This window comes from Priestia sp. YIM B13486 (assembly GCF_042787865.1).
Lineage (GTDB): Bacteria > Bacillota > Bacilli > Bacillales > Bacillaceae_H > Priestia > Priestia megaterium.
On sequence record NZ_JBHZOZ010000001.1, the window covers coordinates 111,844 to 128,748 of the forward strand.

Sequence of the window (16,905 nt, forward strand, 5' to 3'; positions counted from 1 at the left end):
GTCTTATAAAAAGAACTTTTGAATATCGTTCCACGTTACAACGAGCATCAGCAGCATTAATAAAGCAAAACCGATAAAATGAACAATCCCTTCTTTTTGACGATCAATTGGCTTACCGCGAATTCCTTCTACAGCGAAGAACAACAGTCGTCCTCCATCTAAAGCAGGAAGTGGAAGCAAATTGACAATCCCTAAGTTAATACTTAAAACGGCTGCCCATTTCATTAGATAATAAATGCCTGACTGTGCTACTTGATCGGTTGCTGCGTAAATACCTACAGGACCAGAAAGCATATCCAGTTTGAACTGTCCTGTCACAAGCTTCCCTAGACCCGTTAAGATTTCTTTCATCCACGTATATGTTTCAGTAGCTCCGTGCGTGATCGAACCAATGAATGACTTTTCAACCGGTGCATATACGCCAATTAGTCCAATTGTCTGTTCCCCAACTTTGCGACTTTCAGGTGTAATCGGAATATCTAGCGTTTTGCTGCCGCGCTGAACCGTGAATGTAATTTGCTGTTCAGGATGTTTTTGAATTACTTTTACGACATCATCCCACGTTGAAACACTTTGTCCATCAATTGCTTGAACTTTATCTCCTTGTTTAAGTCCCGCATCAACGGCTACTCCATCTGATGTTAATTTGCCCATCACAGGTTTGTCAACAACATATCCTTGAGAAATCCCAAGAACGATAAAAATAACAAAGGCTAATATAAAGTTCATTAGCGGACCAGCGAAAATGGCTAGCGCACGCTGACCAAGAGTTTTGGAAGCAAACTGACGGCTGTAAGGTGCAATTTGAATTTCTTCTCCGTCCATAACGAAGTAAGATTCTTCTGCTACCTCAAATTTTTGCAGACGTTCATCTTCACCTTCTTCATAACCTGAAATAAATAGATTATGCTCTAAGTCTGCTTGCTCTACCTCAATAACTTTTGCATTTGGATGCTGTTCCTTGTTGTTAATAATGACTTTATTTACTTTGCCTTCCTTATCAAACATGAGGCCCACCATTTGACCAGGCTTAACTTCGATCATTTCTGGGTCTTCTCCAGCCATTCGAACAAATCCACCTAGAGGCAGCAAACGAATGGTATAAACTGTTTCATCTCGTTTAAATGAAAAGATTTTGGGACCAAACCCAATGGCAAACTCACGGCATAAGATGCCTGCACGCTTTGCAAAAACTAAATGACCAAGCTCATGAAAGAATACAAGAGCTCCAAAAATGACGACAAACGCAATGACTGTGTTCAATGGGTATTACCCCCTTCATGTAATAGAGTCAAACCTCCACCCACCAGAAATAAGTAAGTGGCTTCTCTCGCACGCACATTATCGAGAGATGGCGGATCTAACAAACTCTCTTGCTTCTAAATCTACTTCTTTAATAGTAGATAAACAAGGTTTCTGTATTACAGTATGTTCATTCATTGCTTTTTCAATCACATCTTCAATTTGTAAAAATGTAATGTGACCATCTAAAAAGGCTTGAACAGCTTCTTCATTAGCTGCATTTAAAACAGTCGGAAGTGTTCCACCCGCTTTGCCAGCCTCAAATGCAAAAGCTAAACAGCGAAAACGCTCTTCATCCATTTTAGCAAAGTGAAGCTGACCAATATCCGCCAAACTTAAACGCTTGGTGTTAGGTAAAGACATGCGTTTTGGATACGTTAACGCGTATTGAATTGGCACGCGCATATCAGGCGTTCCAAGCTGAGCAATAACGCTTGTATCAGAATACTCTACCATAGAATGAATGATGCTTTCTTTATGTAACAATACATCAATTTTCTCATAGGGAAGATCAAAAAGCCAATGTGCTTCAATCACTTCTAGTCCCTTATTCATCATCGTTGCCGAATCAATTGTAATTTTAGCTCCCATCGACCAGTTTGGATGATTTAACGCATCTTCAACCGTTACTCCCTGTAGTTCTGCTCTCGTTTTATCTCGAAAGCTCCCTCCAGAAGCCGTTAAAATTAAACGGTCTATTGCTTTTTGATCTTGCCCTTGCAAACTTTGAAAAATAGCTGAGTGCTCACTGTCTACCGGTAAAATATCAGCGCCATATTCCTTGGCTGCTTCCATGACAAGGTGACCAGCGGTAACAAGTGTCTCCTTATTTGCAATAGCAATCGTTTTTCTCATTTTGATTGCTTCTAGCGTAGGAGTCAACCCTACACTTCCAAGAACCGCATTTACTAAAACTTCTGTGGATGGATGAGTTGCCACTTCCACAAGCCCTTCTTCTCCGTAAACAAATCGAATAGAAGGGAATTCTGCTTGCAGTGACAGACAATCTTCTTTCTTCATCACAGAAACAAGGGCTGGCTTACACTGCTGAATAATCTTTCTTGCTTCATTAATATTTCGACCTACAGAGATTGCTGAGAGCTCAAAATGCTCCGGATGCGCTCTAACAATATCAACGGTTTGAGTACCGATTGAACCTGTAGCTCCTAACAAGGAAATTTTTTTCAAGTATATTCACTCCTATTAAAACAAAGACATCTTTTTTATAGAGATAATAAAAAAGCTAAAATTGGCATGATGAACATTAAACTGTCAAAACGGTCTAAAATCCCACCATGACCCGGTAAAATTTTCCCTGAATCTTTTACGCCATAGTGACGTTTGAACGCTGATTGTACAAGATCACCCATCTGGCCAAATAACGATACGATAATACCAATTACAAGTAATTCAATCATAGTTTGATCAATATTTGCTAACAGCTTAAATACAATGGCTACTACAATAGCGCATACGACGCCACCAACAAAACCTTCAATTGTTTTATTGGGACTGATTTCCGGCCATAGCTTTCGTTTCCCCATTGCTCGTCCAATAAAATAAGCTCCGGAGTCCGTCGCCCAAATAATAAGAAAAGCAAAGAACAAATAAGCTAACCCGAACTCTTGACGAACCTCGATAAAATAATGAAAGCCAAAGCCAACATATACTGTCGTTAATAAAATAAACCCAACGTCATCGAAGGTAAATTTATTTTTAACTACAACCGTGTACATTAATAAAAGAAGGACAGCAGCAAGCGCTACTTCTATCTTATGTTCACTTAAGAATTGAAATGCAACATCTCTTCCATTTGGTAGTAAAAACACCCAGGTTAGCAATAAACTAATGATACTTGGAAAAGACATTGCTTTCAAATGTTTCATTTTTAAAAGCTCAATTACACCAACTGTTCCGATTACATACATGATAAGGGTAAAAGGTAACCCTCCAATTAAAACAATCGGCACAAATACCGCAAGTGCTACAATCGCGGTGATAATGCGCTGTTTCATCTTGTTTTCCACACCTTCTTATACACCACCAAAGCGGCGACCGCGCTTTTGAAACGCCTCGACTGCTTCGATTAAATGATTTTCTTTAAAATCTGGCCATAATACTTCTGTAAACCAAAACTCTGTGTAAGCTAGCTGCCAAAGCATAAAATTACTTAAGCGAAGCTCACCGCTTGTACGAATAAGCAAATCCGGATCTGGAAGGCTTTTGCTCATTAAATAGGAAGAAAATAAATTTTCTGAAATAGAAGAGGAAGCTACTTTTCCCTGTTCTACATCTTCTACCAATGACTGAATAGCGCCCATGATTTCGTGACGACTACCGTAATTGAGCGCGAAGTTTAAAATCAGCCCTGTGTTATGCTTTGTTTTTTCAATTGCGTTATCCACAGCTCGAATCGTATGGGCAGGGAGCTCACTTTTATCCCCCATAATACGAACTTGCACATTTTTTTCAATTAGCTCAGGCAGAAAGGTTGTTAAAAATTCCTCTGGCAGTTTCATTAAAAACTCGACTTCAGTTTTGGGGCGCTTCCAATTTTCAGTGGAAAATGCATATAAAGTTAATACTTTAACACCTAATTCATTGGCCAATCTGGTCACATGACGCACTACCTTCATTCCTTCATGATGGCCCATCATGCGAGGAAGAGCTCGTTTTTGCGCCCAACGACCGTTCCCATCCATAATAATTGCAATATGTTCAGGAACAGGGTGCTGTTTCACTTGATCTTTTCGTTCTGACAAAGACAGTGTATTTAAATCTTGACTTTTCTTCCATGCTTGAAATTTTCTTAACATGCAAAGGTCCCCCGTTGTACGCTCTCACATAAACGTGTGGCTTATGTGAGTTTTTTCTTACTACACATTATTAACAAAAAAACCCCCTGTAAACAATAGAGGGTCTTTTACAATATATTTTACCTTGAAATGACTTAAACTGCCATAATTTCTTCTTCTTTATCTTTCGCCACTTTATCCACTTTTACGATATGATCATCCGTTAGCTTTTGAATGTCATCACTGTAGCCGCGTAAATCGTCTTCAGTAATTTCACCTTTTTTCTCTAACTTTTTAAAATCATCGTTTGCATCACGGCGTACGTTACGAACCGCAACTTTTGCTTCTTCAGCATATTTTTTCACCATTTTCACTAACTCACGACGACGCTCTTCCGTTAAAGCAGGAATCGATAAACGGATAATAGTTCCATCGCTTGTAGGTGTTAACCCTAAGTCAGATTTCAAAATAGCTTTTTCAACTTCACCAATTTGTGATTTGTCATAAGGCTGAATAACAAGCATACGAGCTTCAGGCACGCTTACTTGCGCCAATTGGTTAATTGGTGTTGGTGCACCGTAGTATTCTACCGTTACGCGGTCAAGAAGTGACGCGCTTGCACGTCCAGCACGAATTGATGCTAGTTCGCGGCTAAATGATTGAATTGCTTTTTCCATTCTTTCTTTTGCGTTTTGCAACACTTGTTTTGGCATGTTTATTTCCCCTTTACAATTGTTCCAATGTTTTCGCCTGTAACGGCACGTTTAATATTGCCTTCTTCCGTAATTGAAAAAACAATTAGCGGAATATCATTGTCCATACATAATGAAGAAGCTGTAGAATCCATAACAGCTAGTCCATCTTTTAAAACATCAATATACGTTAATGTTTCGTATTTTACAGCATCAGGTACAAGCTTAGGATCCGCATTATAAACGCCATCTACGTTGTTTTTTGCCATTAAGATCACGTCAGCTTCGATTTCAGCTGCACGCAAAGCTGCTGTTGTATCTGTAGAGAAATAAGGGTTTCCTGTACCCGCGGCGAAAATAACAACGCGTTTTTTCTCAAGATGACGAACAGCTTTTCTTCTAATATAAGGCTCTGCTACTTGTCTCATCTCGATAGAAGTCTGAACTCGTGTTTGCACACCAATATTTTCTAAGCTATCTTGAAGAGCCAAAGAGTTCATTACTGTTGCTAGCATTCCCATATAATCAGCAGCGGCACGATCCATACCCATTTCACTGCCAATTTTACCACGCCAAATGTTTCCACCACCAACGACTACAGCAATTTCCACACCTAATTCATAAACGGCTTTTACTTGTTCAGCAACAGATTTGATGATAGATGGGTTAATACCAAAACCCTCTTCACCAGCTAATGCTTCTCCACTTAACTTTAATACGATACGATTATATTTTGCTTGACTCATGCTTACCTCCATCGTTAACGGTGAGATCTCTTTTGTAAAAAAGGGAACACACAGTGTTCCCTATACGGTCAAACCCTTACTTTTTAACTTGGTTCATTACTTCTTCAGCGAAGTTGTCTTGACGTTTCTCAATACCTTCTCCTACTTCAAAACGAACGAAGCTTTCAACAGTAGCGCCTTTGCTCTCAACGAACTGACGTACTTTTTGATCAGGATTTTTAACAAATGTTTGATCTAGTAAGCAAATATCTTCGAAGAATTTGCCAAGGCGACCTTCAACCATTTTTGCAACGATTTTTTCTGGTTTGCCTTCGTTTAATGCTTGTTGAGTTAATACTTCGCGCTCACGCTCAGTTTCTTCAGCAGAAACTTGGTCACGAGAGATGTATTTAGGGTTGATTGCAGCGATGTGCATAGCAACGTCTTTTGCAACAGCTTCTTCAGTTGTACCAGATAATACTGTTAACACACCGATACGTCCGCCAGCATGTAGGTAAGCACCGAATGCATCAGCATCAGTTTTTGTTGCTACAGCGAAACGACGTAGAGATAATTTTTCTCCGATTGTAGCGATTGCAGAGTTGATGTGTTCTTCAACAGTTGCACCGTTTTCCATTTTTTGAGTAGCAGCTTCAGCAGCGTCAGCTGGTTTGTTAGCTAAGATGTGAGCAGCTAATTCTTTTGTTAATTTTTGGAAACCTTCGTTTTTTGCAACGAAATCAGTTTCAGAGTTAACTTCTAAGATAACTGCTTCGTTACCTTGAGTTTCGATGTAAGTTAGACCTTCAGCAGCAATACGGTCTGATTTTTTAGCAGCTTTTGCAATACCTTTTTCACGTAAGAAATCGATTGCTTGCTCCATATCGCCGTTAGTTTCAGTTAACGCTTTTTTACAATCCATCATACCAGCGCCAGTTTTTTCACGTAATTCTTTTACCATTTGAGCAGTAATTGCCATAATGTGTAGCCTCCTTGTTTGGGTATGTAATTAATGTATATAAATGGGTTAAATCTTTTCAAAAAAAGGTGATAAAAGGCTATTCCCTCTTATCACCTTTCACGGAATTAAGCAGTAGTTGTTTCAGTTTCAACTGCTGTTTCTTCACCTTGTTTAGCTTCTAGAATAGCATCAGCAACTTTAGAAGTTAAAAGTTTAACAGCACGAATTGCATCATCGTTTGCAGGGATTACATAATCAATTTCGTCTGGATCACAGTTAGTGTCTACGATACCAACGATTGGAATGTGTAATTTTTTAGCTTCCGCTACTGCAATACGCTCTTTACGAGGGTCAATGATGAATAATGCATCTGGAAGTTGTTTCATATCTTTAATGCCGCCTAAGAATTTTTCAAGACGCTCTAACTCTTTTTTAAGTTGAACTACTTCTTTCTTAGGTAGTACTTCGAAAGTACCGTCTTCTTGCATTTTTTCGATATCTTTTAAACGTTTGATACGTTTTTGGATAGTTGAGAAGTTAGTTAATGTACCACCTAACCAACGTTGGTTAACAAAGTACATACCAGCGCGAGCTGCTTCTTCTTTAACAGAATCTTGAGCTTGTTTTTTCGTACCTACGAATAAAACAGTACCGCCGTCTGCAGCTAATTCTTTAACGAATTTGTACGCTTCTTCTACTTTCTTAACTGTTTTTTGAAGATCGATAATGTAGATGCCGTTACGCTCAGTGAAGATATATTTCTTCATCTTTGGGTTCCAACGGCGAGTTTGGTGACCGAAATGTACACCAGCTTCTAGTAATTGTTTCATTGAAATTACTGACATGTGTTTTTCCTCCTAATGGTTTTAAGTCTCCTCCGCTCATTTCATCTTCAGCCGAAACTACAAAAAGTAGCACCATCAACCGAATCAACAAGCGTGTGTAATAACACCAAAAACAAATATAGCACACTCCTTTTTCACAAGCAAGCGTTTCATTAAGTTTATTGATGAAATTTCAATAATAATTCAATTTCAGTTTTCCCTCTGTGTAAATGTTTTGCAATTTCTTCAATTGTTAAACCTTTCCCTTTTGAATAAACAGAAAATTCTTTTATCTCTTCATCTGACAAATCTTGAATTTGGTCTGTAGTTAATTCATCAAAAGGTGTGCGTATATGCTTCTGATTTTCTTCTATAGAAAGAAGTTCATGCAGCGACTGGGACGGCTCACTTTTTAGATCCACCCTTTGAACAGGCACGTCTTCTTCATCTACCAAAGGTGATTTTACGCTGCTTTTTTCCGCTTCCGAAGAAAGCGAAGTGGAACGCTCTCGAAGCTGCCTTAAAAACTGCTCGTTTTGTTCTTGAAATTCAGCCAGATATGAACTCATCGCAGCTTCCATTTTATTTATATTTTGCTGGTGCAAGCGTTCAATCCTTTTCACTTTGGTCACTTGCATATATAAAAGAATAATGCAAAACAGTGATAGACCATGAATTAAAAAACTAACTGTGAGTAAAAACCCCATCCTTTTACCTCTTCGCTAAATTATTTTACTTAAACTCGTACGCATTTTAAACAGCGCTTTCGAATGAATTTGAGAAATACGTGAAGTAGATAGCCCTAACAGCTGTGCGATTTCTGTAAAAGTTAACTCTTCTTTATAGAATAATGAAACAACGAGCTGCTCTTTTTCATTTAGCTGCTCGATAACTTCAGCAAGCTCTTGATATCGTTCTTCGTTAATTAGCTCCTCTTCAGGAGAGAGCGTTTTTTCATCTTTAATCGTATATTTTTGTTCTCCATCTTCATACTCTTTCGGCTGTTCTTCCATTGACAACACGTTAGCCAAAAAGCCTTCATTCATCGTATGAACGACATCTGCTTCTGTCATGCCTACTTCTTTTGCAACCTCACTTGGTGCAACTCTGCGCAAGTACCTTTGTTCAAGTGCTTCTGTTGCTTGCTCAATCCTTTTCGTCTTTTCCCTTGCGCTTCTTGATAACCAATCTTCTTTACGAAGCCCGTCTATTATCGCTCCTCGAATTCGAAAAGACGCATATGTATCAAACTTTAAGTCTCTACCGTAATCAAACTTTTCCAAAGCATCGTAAAGACCGATTAACCCTAAACTACGAAGCTCTTCTTTATGAATATTCTTCGGCAGCCCCACGCTAATCCGCTGAACGTGATAGTTAACGAGCGGCATATACTTTTTAACAAGCATGTTTCCCGCATGTGAGTCTTTCGTCTCTATCCATTCCTGCCAAATTTTATGTTCTTCAACTTCTTGTATACTTTTCAAGGGTCTTTCAACTCCTTTTTATAGCGCTATTAAACAGTCAGAGCGCGCTTTATATCGTTTTTATCCCTTCGTTAATCGTACGAACCTTTAAAATAGCCGTTTGAGGATCAAATTCAATTGTGCGTCCGTTGTGTCCTCCTGTAGCTTTTGCTGCAATTTCTACACTGTTTCTATGCAGCTCTCTCTCTACTGCTTGAACATTTCGAAGGCCAATTCGCATGACATCATTTCTTGGTTCAAATTGAAACATCTGCGCGCCTCCTGCTATTTTTGCTTTTAACAATTTTCTATGTGCGCCTTGTTTAATCAACATATTTATCAAATCAAAAATGGCTGTATCTGCATATTTTGCTCTATTAAAAGGACATTTAGCTCCGCTTGAATCCGGAAGCATCACATGGGCGAGCCCAGCTACTGAGTGAATAGAGTCATAAACGACAACTCCTACACATGATCCTAATCCCGCTGTTCGAAGCACTGCGGGTGCATGTGTAACATTCATCTCGGCAATTCCTACCTTAATCACTTGTTTATCATCTCTCACGATTCTTCAACTCCTAGAACCTTCAGCGTGATATCCATTATTCGTTTGGCTCACTGGAGGTGGTCTTCTAAAGAGAGCACTTTAGGTAAATTTAGAAGAACAATTAAACGGCTATCTACTTTAACGACTCCGTTTAAGTATTCTACAGCCGTTCCTTCAACTGTTTCAGGCACTGAAGCAATCGTTTTTTCATCAATATCCACTACATCATTTGCCGCATCGACAATCAAACCTGCTTCTACATCATTAAGACGAACCATAATAATACGTGTCAGCTCATGGTTAAGCTGTTCTTGCAAGTTAAAACGAGTGCGCAAATCAATAATCGGTGTAATAACACCGCGAAGGTTAATAACACCTTTTACATATTCTTTTACTCCAGGAACGCGTGTTATGTGCTGAATCTTTTCAATCGACTGCACTTCTTCTACTGAGATTCCGTACTCCTCGTCTCCTAATTGAAACACAATAATTTTCATGCCTTTCTCCCTTTCTTTTTACAGCATTTGTTATTTAATCAAAGCGTTGCAATCAATGATAAGTGCTACTTGTCCATCCCCTAAAATCGTGGCTCCTGAAATAGCAAACACACCCGGCAGATAATGACCTAGAGATTTTAAAACAATTTCCTGCTGACCGATAAAAGAATCAACAATTAACCCAGCGGTCTTTTCTCCTTTTTTCACGATGACTACTGAATAATGATCACCTTGTACTGAGTTAGGCACAGTGAATAGTTCTTTTAAATCAAGAAGAGGAATAATGGCTCCTCGAAAGTCAATAACCTTTTGACCGTGTACATGCATGACCTCTTTGGGCTGAACAATAGCTGTTTCAATAATCGAAGAAAGCGGCAAGGCATAGCGCTCTTCACTCATTTGCACGAGTAAAGCAGAAATGATAGACAGAGTGAGGGGCAGTTGAATAGAAAAACGCGAACCGTATCCTTCGTTAGAATCGATCGTTACAGAACCCCCTAGCGATTCAATCGTGTTTTTCACGACATCTAAACCTACTCCTCGTCCGGAAACATCTGAAATTTGCTCAGCCGTCGAAAAGCCCGAAGCAAAAATGAGCTCGTACACTTGTTTATCCGTCAGCGTTTCAGCTGTTTTCCCATCAACAATTCCTCGATCCAACGCTTTTTGCAGTACCTTTTCACGATTGATGCCCGCCCCGTCATCTTCTAAATCAATAAAGACATGATTTCCGCTATGATAAGCTTTAAGGCGAATCGTTCCCTTTTCATTCTTTCCGTTCTCTAAGCGTGCTTGAGGCATTTCAATTCCGTGGTCAACGGCATTTCTTAATAAGTGAACAAGCGGATCTCCAATTTCATCAATGACGGTTCGGTCCAGCTCTGTATCAGCTCCGACAATTTGAAGTTCAATTTGTTTCTCTAAATCTTTTGAAAGCTGTCTCACCATACGGGGAAAACGATTAAAAACGGTTTCTACAGACACCATACGCATATTTAAAATAATCGTTTGCAAGTCTCCCGAAATACGAGACATCCGCTCTACCGTTTCGTCTAATTCGCTATTATTCAATTCTTTTGATATTTGTTCTAACCTGCCTCTATCAATAACTAGTTCTTCAAACAAGTTCATGAGACTGTCCAAACGGTCAATATTAACTCGAATCGTCTTGTTATTTGAGGGCTGTCTTTTCTCTTCAACAGGCGATTTAGAAGGTGCTGACACAGTAACTTCCTGTATGGCTACTGCTACTTCTGGTGAAACAAGCTCCTCCATTTCTGTCTCCTTTTTTACGGGGACCGCAGCAATTTTCACACTTTCTACTTCAGAGACTTCCATAATGCTCGCCTGCAGCTTTTCTTGTGATTCGTTTGTTACTAATATAACGATAAAAGATGATTCGAATTTTTCTTGTTCGATATCTTGAACAGTTGGCGCTGACTTAATGACGTCTCCTGCTTGCTCTAACACATCAAATACCATATAAGCGCGTGCAGCTTTTAATAAGCAGGTGCGTTCAAGCTGTACGGTTATTTCAAACGCGTTAAACCCTTGGTCTGCCGTTTGGCTGAGCAGCGTTTGTACTAATTCATCGTACTCAATGGAAGAAGCTGCATGCTGTGCTACGGGTTCCTCTGCTACAATACACTGCAGCTTTTGAACAAGCAATTTGACATCAAGCTGACCATCGCCGCCTTCAGAAATAGATTGAACCATTATTTCTAGCGCATCGACTGATTCAAACAAAGCATCAAGAACTTCCGTATGAACGTCGAGTTGGTGATTTCGAACAGCATCTAACACGTTTTCCATTTTGTGAGTTAATTGTGCTAAATCATCAAATCCCATTGTTGCAGACATACCTTTTAACGTATGAGCAGACCGAAAAATTTCGTTTACATAGCCAAGATCATCGGTATTTTTTTCAAAACGCATTAGCTGGTCATTAACGTTTTGAAGATGTTCCCTGCTTTCTTCAATAAACACTTCTAGATATTGATTCATATCCATCGTAACTTTCCCTCCTATTTCTGTGCGTAGCGAGAAATAAAGCTTCCAACGTTTCGCAACGGTTCAATATAATCAACAAGTTTTGTAGAAACGGCTGATTTGGGCATCCCATAAATGACAGCTGTTTCTTCCGATTCAGCCAATATAAGCGCGTCTTTATTTTTCTTTAAATCAATAACCCCTTCCGTTCCATCCGCCCCCATTCCTGTCAACACAATAGCAAGTTTTTGATAACCTGAAATTTTACTAATTGACTGAAACAAACGATCCACTGAGGGGCGGTGTCCCTTTACAGGTGAAGAAGTATCTAAACAAATGCTAAGCTGTCCTTTTTTCTCTACAACCGTCATATGAAAACCTCCAGGCGCAATATAAGCACATCCTGAGCGAACGATTTCATTGTCTTTTGCTTCCTTCACTTCAATAGCAGCTAGCTGATTTAGTCTAACCGCTAATGATTTTGTAAAATTTGGAGGCATATGCTGCACAATAAAAATAGGTGCGTTTATGTCTTTTGAAACAGTTGATAATACTTCTTGTAGCGCACGCGGTCCTCCAGTAGAAGTGCCAATACAAATCATTTTGTTCACTTTCGTCCCCATCGGGAGGTTATATACACTGCTGTTTTGCACGTGCTGATGACTGCTTGAAGATATGTTGGCTTTACTAGCAAGCAATAGTTTAGAGATAAGCTCATCTTTCACTTTGTGTAAGTCCAGCGAAATAGCTCCCGAAGGTTTAGCAACAAAATCAACTGCGCCGTACTGCATAGCGGTCAGCGTATTTTCAGCACCTTCTATTGTTGTACTCGATAACATGACAACAGGAAGGGGCTTCACACGCATGAGCTGTTTTAACATATCTAAGCCATTCATTTTGGGCATTTCAATATCAAGTGTCACAATGTCTGGCGACAGCTCAAGCGCTTTTTTTAACCCTTCTTCACCGTTACGTGCGGTACCCACAACGTGAAAACGACTGTCACATGCTAAAAAATCGCCGATTAGTTTTCGCATAAATGCAGAATCATCTACAATAAGCACCTTTATTTCATTCACTCTAATTTCCTACCTTTCAAGAAAAAATCGTTTGAGGCGCCGAATAAACATTCCCTCGTTTTTAGCCGTTATCCTATTGTCTTGAGGAATAAGAATACTCACCATTTCTATTAGTGATATACTCGCTTTAGATGCTGGATTTTGAAGCAAAAAAGGCGTTTGGCGATTGACCGCTTTCTGGACAGCTTGATCGTTTGGTACAATACCTAATAGAGAAATAGATATGTTCAAAAACTGCTGAACAGCTTGGCTAAATCGTTCATACGTCTCATTTCCTTCTTTGTCAGAAAGCGTTTTGTTAATAATAAGACGAACCGGTGCTGATACAGAATAGGAAGCTGCTAGCTTAATAGCAGCGTAGGCATCAGTTATAGATGTAGGTTCTGGTGTTGTGACCACGATCATTTCATCTACAGCTTTTAAAAACTTAAGCACACTCTCTGACATGCCCGCTCCCATATCAAAAATCATATAATCATATTGATTTGTTAACGAATTCAATTCTTGTATTAAATGAGCAAGATCTGATGGAGACCATTCAAATACAGAGGAAATTCCTGTTCCACCAGCCACATAAGCTAAATTTTGAGGACCTTTTTTAATAATTTTCTGGATGGAAAGTTTTTTTTCTAGCAAATCGACCATCGTATATGAAGCAGTTTGCCCAATCAAAATATCAATATTTCCCATCCCTATATCCATATCAAAAAGAAGAAATCTTTGCTTTTGCTTCGTTAGCGCAAGAGATAAGTTTAATGATAGATTCGACTTTCCAACTCCTCCTTTTCCGCTTAACACGGCTAGTGTTTTACAATTCCTTAAAGAGTTTTGATGCTTCTTTAACACTTTTTCTCTTAAAACTGCTGCTTGATCATTCATCTTTCCAATCTCCAAACACATCGTCAATAAACTCTTTTATTTTAAATGCCGACACATCTTCTGGTACATCCTGCCCATTTGTTGTAAAAGCAGCCCGCTTGCCGCAATGATATAACATATTTAAAAGCGAGCCTTTACGGGTGGTTTCATCTTGCTTCGTAAAAATCAAGTGATCAACAGACAGACTAACAAAACGTTCATATACAGCTTTCATATCTGATACTTTTGACGTTAGGGCTAAAACAAGAAACGTTTGCAAATCTTCTTGAAACGTAATAATTTTCTTTAAATCATTTACATATTGCTGTTCTAAAAAGTTACGACCTGCTGTGTCAATAAAAATCACATCGTATGCTTCCGTTTCTAGCAAAGCTTTTTTAAAATCTGCTCCGTTATAACAAATCGTTAAAGGCGCATTCAAGATCGAAGCGTACGTCTTGAGCTGCTCAATCGCTGAAATTCTATACGTGTCAGTTGTAATAAATGCTATTTTTTGATTGTGTTCCAGGACACATTTTGCGGCCAATTTAGCAAGAGTTGTTGTTTTACCGACACCTGTTGGTCCTACTACACTTACATATTTTTTGAAAGGACCGCTCCATTCACTTTCTTTAAACTGATTGACAAACCAGCTCTTCGTCCACTCCATAAGTTGATTTGAGTTAGGGCGATGTAAGTAGTAGTACTCTAGCATAGAAGCCTCTATGCTTTTTAAAATAGCTTCGTCTATTTCTTGCAAACGCAAATAGGCAAACACATCCTCCACTGCTTTTGGATATGAACTTGAAGAAACCTTTGGCATTTGATTCATTTGTGAGACAAGAGTATTTAACTCACTGAGCTGCTGCTTCATAAAAGATTGATTATCTTCCATACTGGGTGCTGGCGGCGATGAATTCTTCTTTACGCTCAGCTTTTCTACAGAATCGACAGCTGCCAATACTTCTATTTTCGCCTTAGTAAATAAGCCAAGAAACCCTCCTGTTCGAATTTGTTTCGAATGTAAAATAACCGCTTCCTCACCTAAATCTGAACGAATGGCTTTCATAGCTTGCGGCATGGATGCTACTACGTATTTTTTTACTTTCATCAGATATCCACCACTCCAACACTTTGAACTTCAACATTTGCTTCTAGCTCGTTATATGATAAAACCGCCATATGGGGAAAATACCGCTCAGTGATTTGACGCACGTACATCCTCACCGCAGGAGAACATAACACAATTGGAGACTGTTCTTGAAAAGAAAGTGTTTCTGTTTGCTTGGCTATACTTTCCACGATAGCTTGTGAAACGTTAGGGTCTAGTGATAAATAATTCCCATGCTCCGTTTGTTGAACAGCTTCCGCCATCGTTTTTTCAACTTTTCCTGAAAGGGTAAGAACTCGGAGCAGACCTTCTTGGACCGTGTATTGACTGGTAATTTGTCTTGCGAGCCCTTGCCGGACGTATTCAGTTAACAAATCGGTGTCTGACGTCATTTTTCCGTAGTCGGCCAGCACCTCAAAAATAATGGGTAAATTTCGAATTGAGACGCTTTCTTTTAAAAGCTTTGCCAGTACCCTTTGAATGTCTCCAACGGAAAGAGGATTAGGCGTTACTTCCTCAATTAAAATAGGATACGTTTCTTTTGTGTGATCAATTAGTTGCTTTGTCTCCTGCCTTCCAATCAGCTCATGCGCATACGATTTTATAACTTCTGTTATGTGCGTAGACACAACCGACGGCGGGTCAACAACGGTATACCCGAACATCTCAGCCTGCTCCTTCACCGACTCACTAATCCATTTTGCAGGCATCTTAAAAGCTGGCTCTAACGTATCAATTCCTTCAATCAAATCATCATCCATTCCCGGACTGATTGCTAAATAGTGATCGAGCAGAAGCTCCCCTTTTGCCACTTCATTGCCCTTTATTTTAAGACAGTATTCGTTGGGCTGAAGCTGAATGTTATCTCTGATGCGAACAACCGGAATGACTAATCCTAGCTCAAGTGCCAGCTGTCGCCTAATCATCACAATTCGATCGAGCAGATCGCCTCCTTGATTCGTATCAGCAAGCGGAATTAATGCATACCCAAATTCAAATTCAATTGGATCAACGCTTAATAGATTGACAACACTCTCCGGACTTTTCATTTCATTGTCTTCCATCTCTTCTTCAGTAGGAGCCATTTCTTCACGAACCGCCTGATGCTTAGCCCGAGACAAATAATAGCCTCCCACTCCTAACAAAATAGCAATAGGCATTGTAATAACATCATTAATTGGCGTAATTAAACCAAGAGCCGCAATCGTTCCTCCAGTGACATAAAGCATAACTGGAAAAGCAAACAGCTGCTGTGTAATATCTTCGCTCAAATTACCTGTTGAAGCAGCTCTAGTGACGATAATACCTGTCGCTGTTGAAATCATAAGGGCTGGAATTTGACTCACTAACCCATCGCCTACTGTTAACAAAGTAAAGGTTTGGGATGCTTCAGTGATGGACATTCCCATTTGCAGCATACCGATAATAATCCCAAATAAGATATTAATAAGGGTGATGACAATCCCTGCAATGGCGTCACCTTTGACGAATTTACTGGCTCCATCCATTGCTCCATAAAAATCTGCTTCGCGCTGAATTTTTTCACGGCGGTCAATTGCTTGCTTTTCTGAAATCATACCTGCATTTAAATCTGCATCAATACTCATTTGTTTACCCGGCATCGCATCTAAGGTAAAGCGGGCAGCTACTTCAGAAACACGCTCCGCTCCTTTTGTAATAACGAGAAACTGAATGATAATTAAAATAATGAAGACAACAAAGCCCACTAACGGATTGCCTCCAATAACGAAGTGGCCAAATGTTTCCACCACTCCGCCTGCTTCTCCTGTTCCTAAGATTGAACGTGTCGTCGATACGTTCAAACCTAATCGAAACAGCGTAAGAACCAGCAGCAAAGACGGAAATACCGATAGCTCTAAAGGTTCTTTCATATTCATGGAAACGAGCAGTACAAGCAGTGCAAGAGAAATGTTAATCATGATTAAAATACTTAATAACCATGAAGGCAACGGAATAACAAGCATAACGATAATGAGTACAACACCTATAACAACTGGCAGTTCTCTTGCAGACATTAATTTTTCTCTCCTTACAATAGCGT

At 39.4% G+C, this 16,905-nt stretch carries 17 protein-coding genes; all 17 read right to left on the reverse strand.

All coding sequences use genetic code 11. The features are described 5' to 3' along the window. Positions 1–3: 3 nt before the first annotated feature. The gene (gene rseP / locus ACFX4G_RS00500; RefSeq protein WP_043976513.1) at positions 4–1,263 is read right to left on the reverse strand and encodes an RIP metalloprotease RseP; all 1,260 of its coding nucleotides are present in this window, start codon (positions 1,261–1,263) and stop codon (positions 4–6) included. A gap of 78 nt (positions 1,264–1,341) precedes the next feature. Then, positions 1,342–2,490 (reverse strand): 1-deoxy-D-xylulose-5-phosphate reductoisomerase, encoded by a 1,149-nt coding sequence (gene dxr, locus ACFX4G_RS00505; protein ID WP_013058844.1) that lies wholly within the window; start codon positions 2,488–2,490, stop codon positions 1,342–1,344. Between the two features lie 35 nt (positions 2,491–2,525). Next, complete coding sequence (locus ACFX4G_RS00510) at positions 2,526–3,317, reverse strand: phosphatidate cytidylyltransferase (RefSeq protein ID WP_014458463.1); 792 nt, start codon at positions 3,315–3,317, stop codon at positions 2,526–2,528. An 18-nt stretch (positions 3,318–3,335) separates the two neighbouring features. After that, complete coding sequence (locus ACFX4G_RS00515; protein ID WP_028410833.1) at positions 3,336–4,118, reverse strand: undecaprenyl pyrophosphate synthase; 783 nt, start codon at positions 4,116–4,118, stop codon at positions 3,336–3,338. Positions 4,119–4,252: 134 nt separating this feature from the next. Beyond that, a complete protein-coding gene (gene frr, locus ACFX4G_RS00520; RefSeq protein ID WP_013058847.1) occupies positions 4,253–4,810 on the reverse strand; it encodes a ribosome recycling factor in 558 nt (185 codons plus the stop codon). A 2-nt stretch (positions 4,811–4,812) separates the two neighbouring features. Then, complete coding sequence (gene pyrH, locus ACFX4G_RS00525) at positions 4,813–5,535, reverse strand: UMP kinase (RefSeq protein WP_013058848.1); 723 nt, start codon at positions 5,533–5,535, stop codon at positions 4,813–4,815. A 76-nt stretch (positions 5,536–5,611) separates the two neighbouring features. Beyond that, entirely contained in the window at positions 5,612–6,493 is an 882-nt protein-coding gene (tsf, locus tag ACFX4G_RS00530) for a translation elongation factor Ts (protein ID WP_013058849.1), read from the reverse strand. 107 nt (positions 6,494–6,600) lie between these two features. Continuing rightward, complete coding sequence (gene rpsB / locus ACFX4G_RS00535) at positions 6,601–7,320, reverse strand: 30S ribosomal protein S2 (RefSeq protein WP_013058850.1); 720 nt, start codon at positions 7,318–7,320, stop codon at positions 6,601–6,603. A gap of 158 nt (positions 7,321–7,478) precedes the next feature. Further along, positions 7,479–8,006, reverse strand: a complete 528-nt coding sequence (locus ACFX4G_RS00540) for a hypothetical protein (protein ID WP_377572579.1) — start codon at positions 8,004–8,006, stop codon at positions 7,479–7,481. A gap of 15 nt (positions 8,007–8,021) precedes the next feature. Then, a complete protein-coding gene (locus tag ACFX4G_RS00545) occupies positions 8,022–8,783 on the reverse strand; it encodes a FliA/WhiG family RNA polymerase sigma factor (protein WP_043976506.1) in 762 nt (253 codons plus the stop codon). Between the two features lie 49 nt (positions 8,784–8,832). Further along, positions 8,833–9,327, reverse strand: coding sequence for a chemotaxis protein CheD (locus tag ACFX4G_RS00550; RefSeq protein ID WP_016765382.1), 495 nt, complete (start codon positions 9,325–9,327; stop codon positions 8,833–8,835). A gap of 50 nt (positions 9,328–9,377) precedes the next feature. Then, entirely contained in the window at positions 9,378–9,806 is a 429-nt protein-coding gene (locus ACFX4G_RS00555; RefSeq protein ID WP_014458457.1) for a chemotaxis protein CheW, read from the reverse strand. 30 nt (positions 9,807–9,836) lie between these two features. Beyond that, on the reverse strand, positions 9,837–11,816 hold the full coding sequence (locus tag ACFX4G_RS00560; RefSeq protein WP_377572581.1) for a chemotaxis protein CheW: 1,980 nt from the start codon (positions 11,814–11,816) through the stop codon (positions 9,837–9,839). Between the two features lie 14 nt (positions 11,817–11,830). Continuing rightward, on the reverse strand, positions 11,831–12,874 hold the full coding sequence (locus ACFX4G_RS00565) for a protein-glutamate methylesterase/protein-glutamine glutaminase (RefSeq protein WP_097824497.1): 1,044 nt from the start codon (positions 12,872–12,874) through the stop codon (positions 11,831–11,833). Between the two features lie 9 nt (positions 12,875–12,883). Beyond that, the gene (locus ACFX4G_RS00570) at positions 12,884–13,753 is read right to left on the reverse strand and encodes a MinD/ParA family protein (protein WP_377572583.1); all 870 of its coding nucleotides are present in this window, start codon (positions 13,751–13,753) and stop codon (positions 12,884–12,886) included. Then, the gene (flhF, locus tag ACFX4G_RS00575) at positions 13,746–14,843 is read right to left on the reverse strand and encodes a flagellar biosynthesis GTPase FlhF (protein WP_377572585.1); all 1,098 of its coding nucleotides are present in this window, start codon (positions 14,841–14,843) and stop codon (positions 13,746–13,748) included. Before flhF ends, ACFX4G_RS00570 begins: the two co-directional genes overlap by 8 nt. Continuing rightward, entirely contained in the window at positions 14,843–16,879 is a 2,037-nt protein-coding gene (gene flhA / locus ACFX4G_RS00580; protein ID WP_060745982.1) for a flagellar biosynthesis protein FlhA, read from the reverse strand. The genes flhF and flhA overlap by 1 nt, the downstream gene beginning before the upstream one ends. Positions 16,880–16,905 lie beyond the last annotated feature (26 nt).

Excerpts from the sequence above, each read along its gene's own strand:
- flhF (WP_377572585.1), bottom strand. The coding sequence starts at position 14,843 with ATGAAAGTAAAAAAATACGTAGTAGCATCCATGCCGCAAGCTATGAAA.
- ACFX4G_RS00515 (WP_028410833.1), bottom strand. The coding sequence starts at position 4,118 with ATGTTAAGAAAATTTCAAGCATGGAAGAAAAGTCAAGATTTAAATACA.
- flhA (WP_060745982.1), bottom strand. The coding sequence starts at position 16,879 with ATGTCTGCAAGAGAACTGCCAGTTGTTATAGGTGTTGTACTCATTATC.
- ACFX4G_RS00540 (WP_377572579.1), bottom strand. The coding sequence starts at position 8,006 with ATGGGGTTTTTACTCACAGTTAGTTTTTTAATTCATGGTCTATCACTG.
- ACFX4G_RS00510 (WP_014458463.1), bottom strand. The coding sequence starts at position 3,317 with ATGAAACAGCGCATTATCACCGCGATTGTAGCACTTGCGGTATTTGTG.
- tsf (WP_013058849.1), bottom strand. The coding sequence starts at position 6,493 with ATGGCAATTACTGCTCAAATGGTAAAAGAATTACGTGAAAAAACTGGC.
- ACFX4G_RS00570 (WP_377572583.1), bottom strand. The coding sequence starts at position 13,753 with ATGAATGATCAAGCAGCAGTTTTAAGAGAAAAAGTGTTAAAGAAGCAT.
- ACFX4G_RS00555 (WP_014458457.1), bottom strand. The coding sequence starts at position 9,806 with ATGAAAATTATTGTGTTTCAATTAGGAGACGAGGAGTACGGAATCTCA.
- ACFX4G_RS00560 (WP_377572581.1), bottom strand. The coding sequence starts at position 11,816 with ATGGATATGAATCAATATCTAGAAGTGTTTATTGAAGAAAGCAGGGAA.
- pyrH (WP_013058848.1), bottom strand. The coding sequence starts at position 5,535 with ATGAGTCAAGCAAAATATAATCGTATCGTATTAAAGTTAAGTGGAGAA.
- rpsB (WP_013058850.1), bottom strand. The coding sequence starts at position 7,320 with ATGTCAGTAATTTCAATGAAACAATTACTAGAAGCTGGTGTACATTTC.
- frr (WP_013058847.1), bottom strand. The coding sequence starts at position 4,810 with ATGCCAAAACAAGTGTTGCAAAACGCAAAAGAAAGAATGGAAAAAGCA.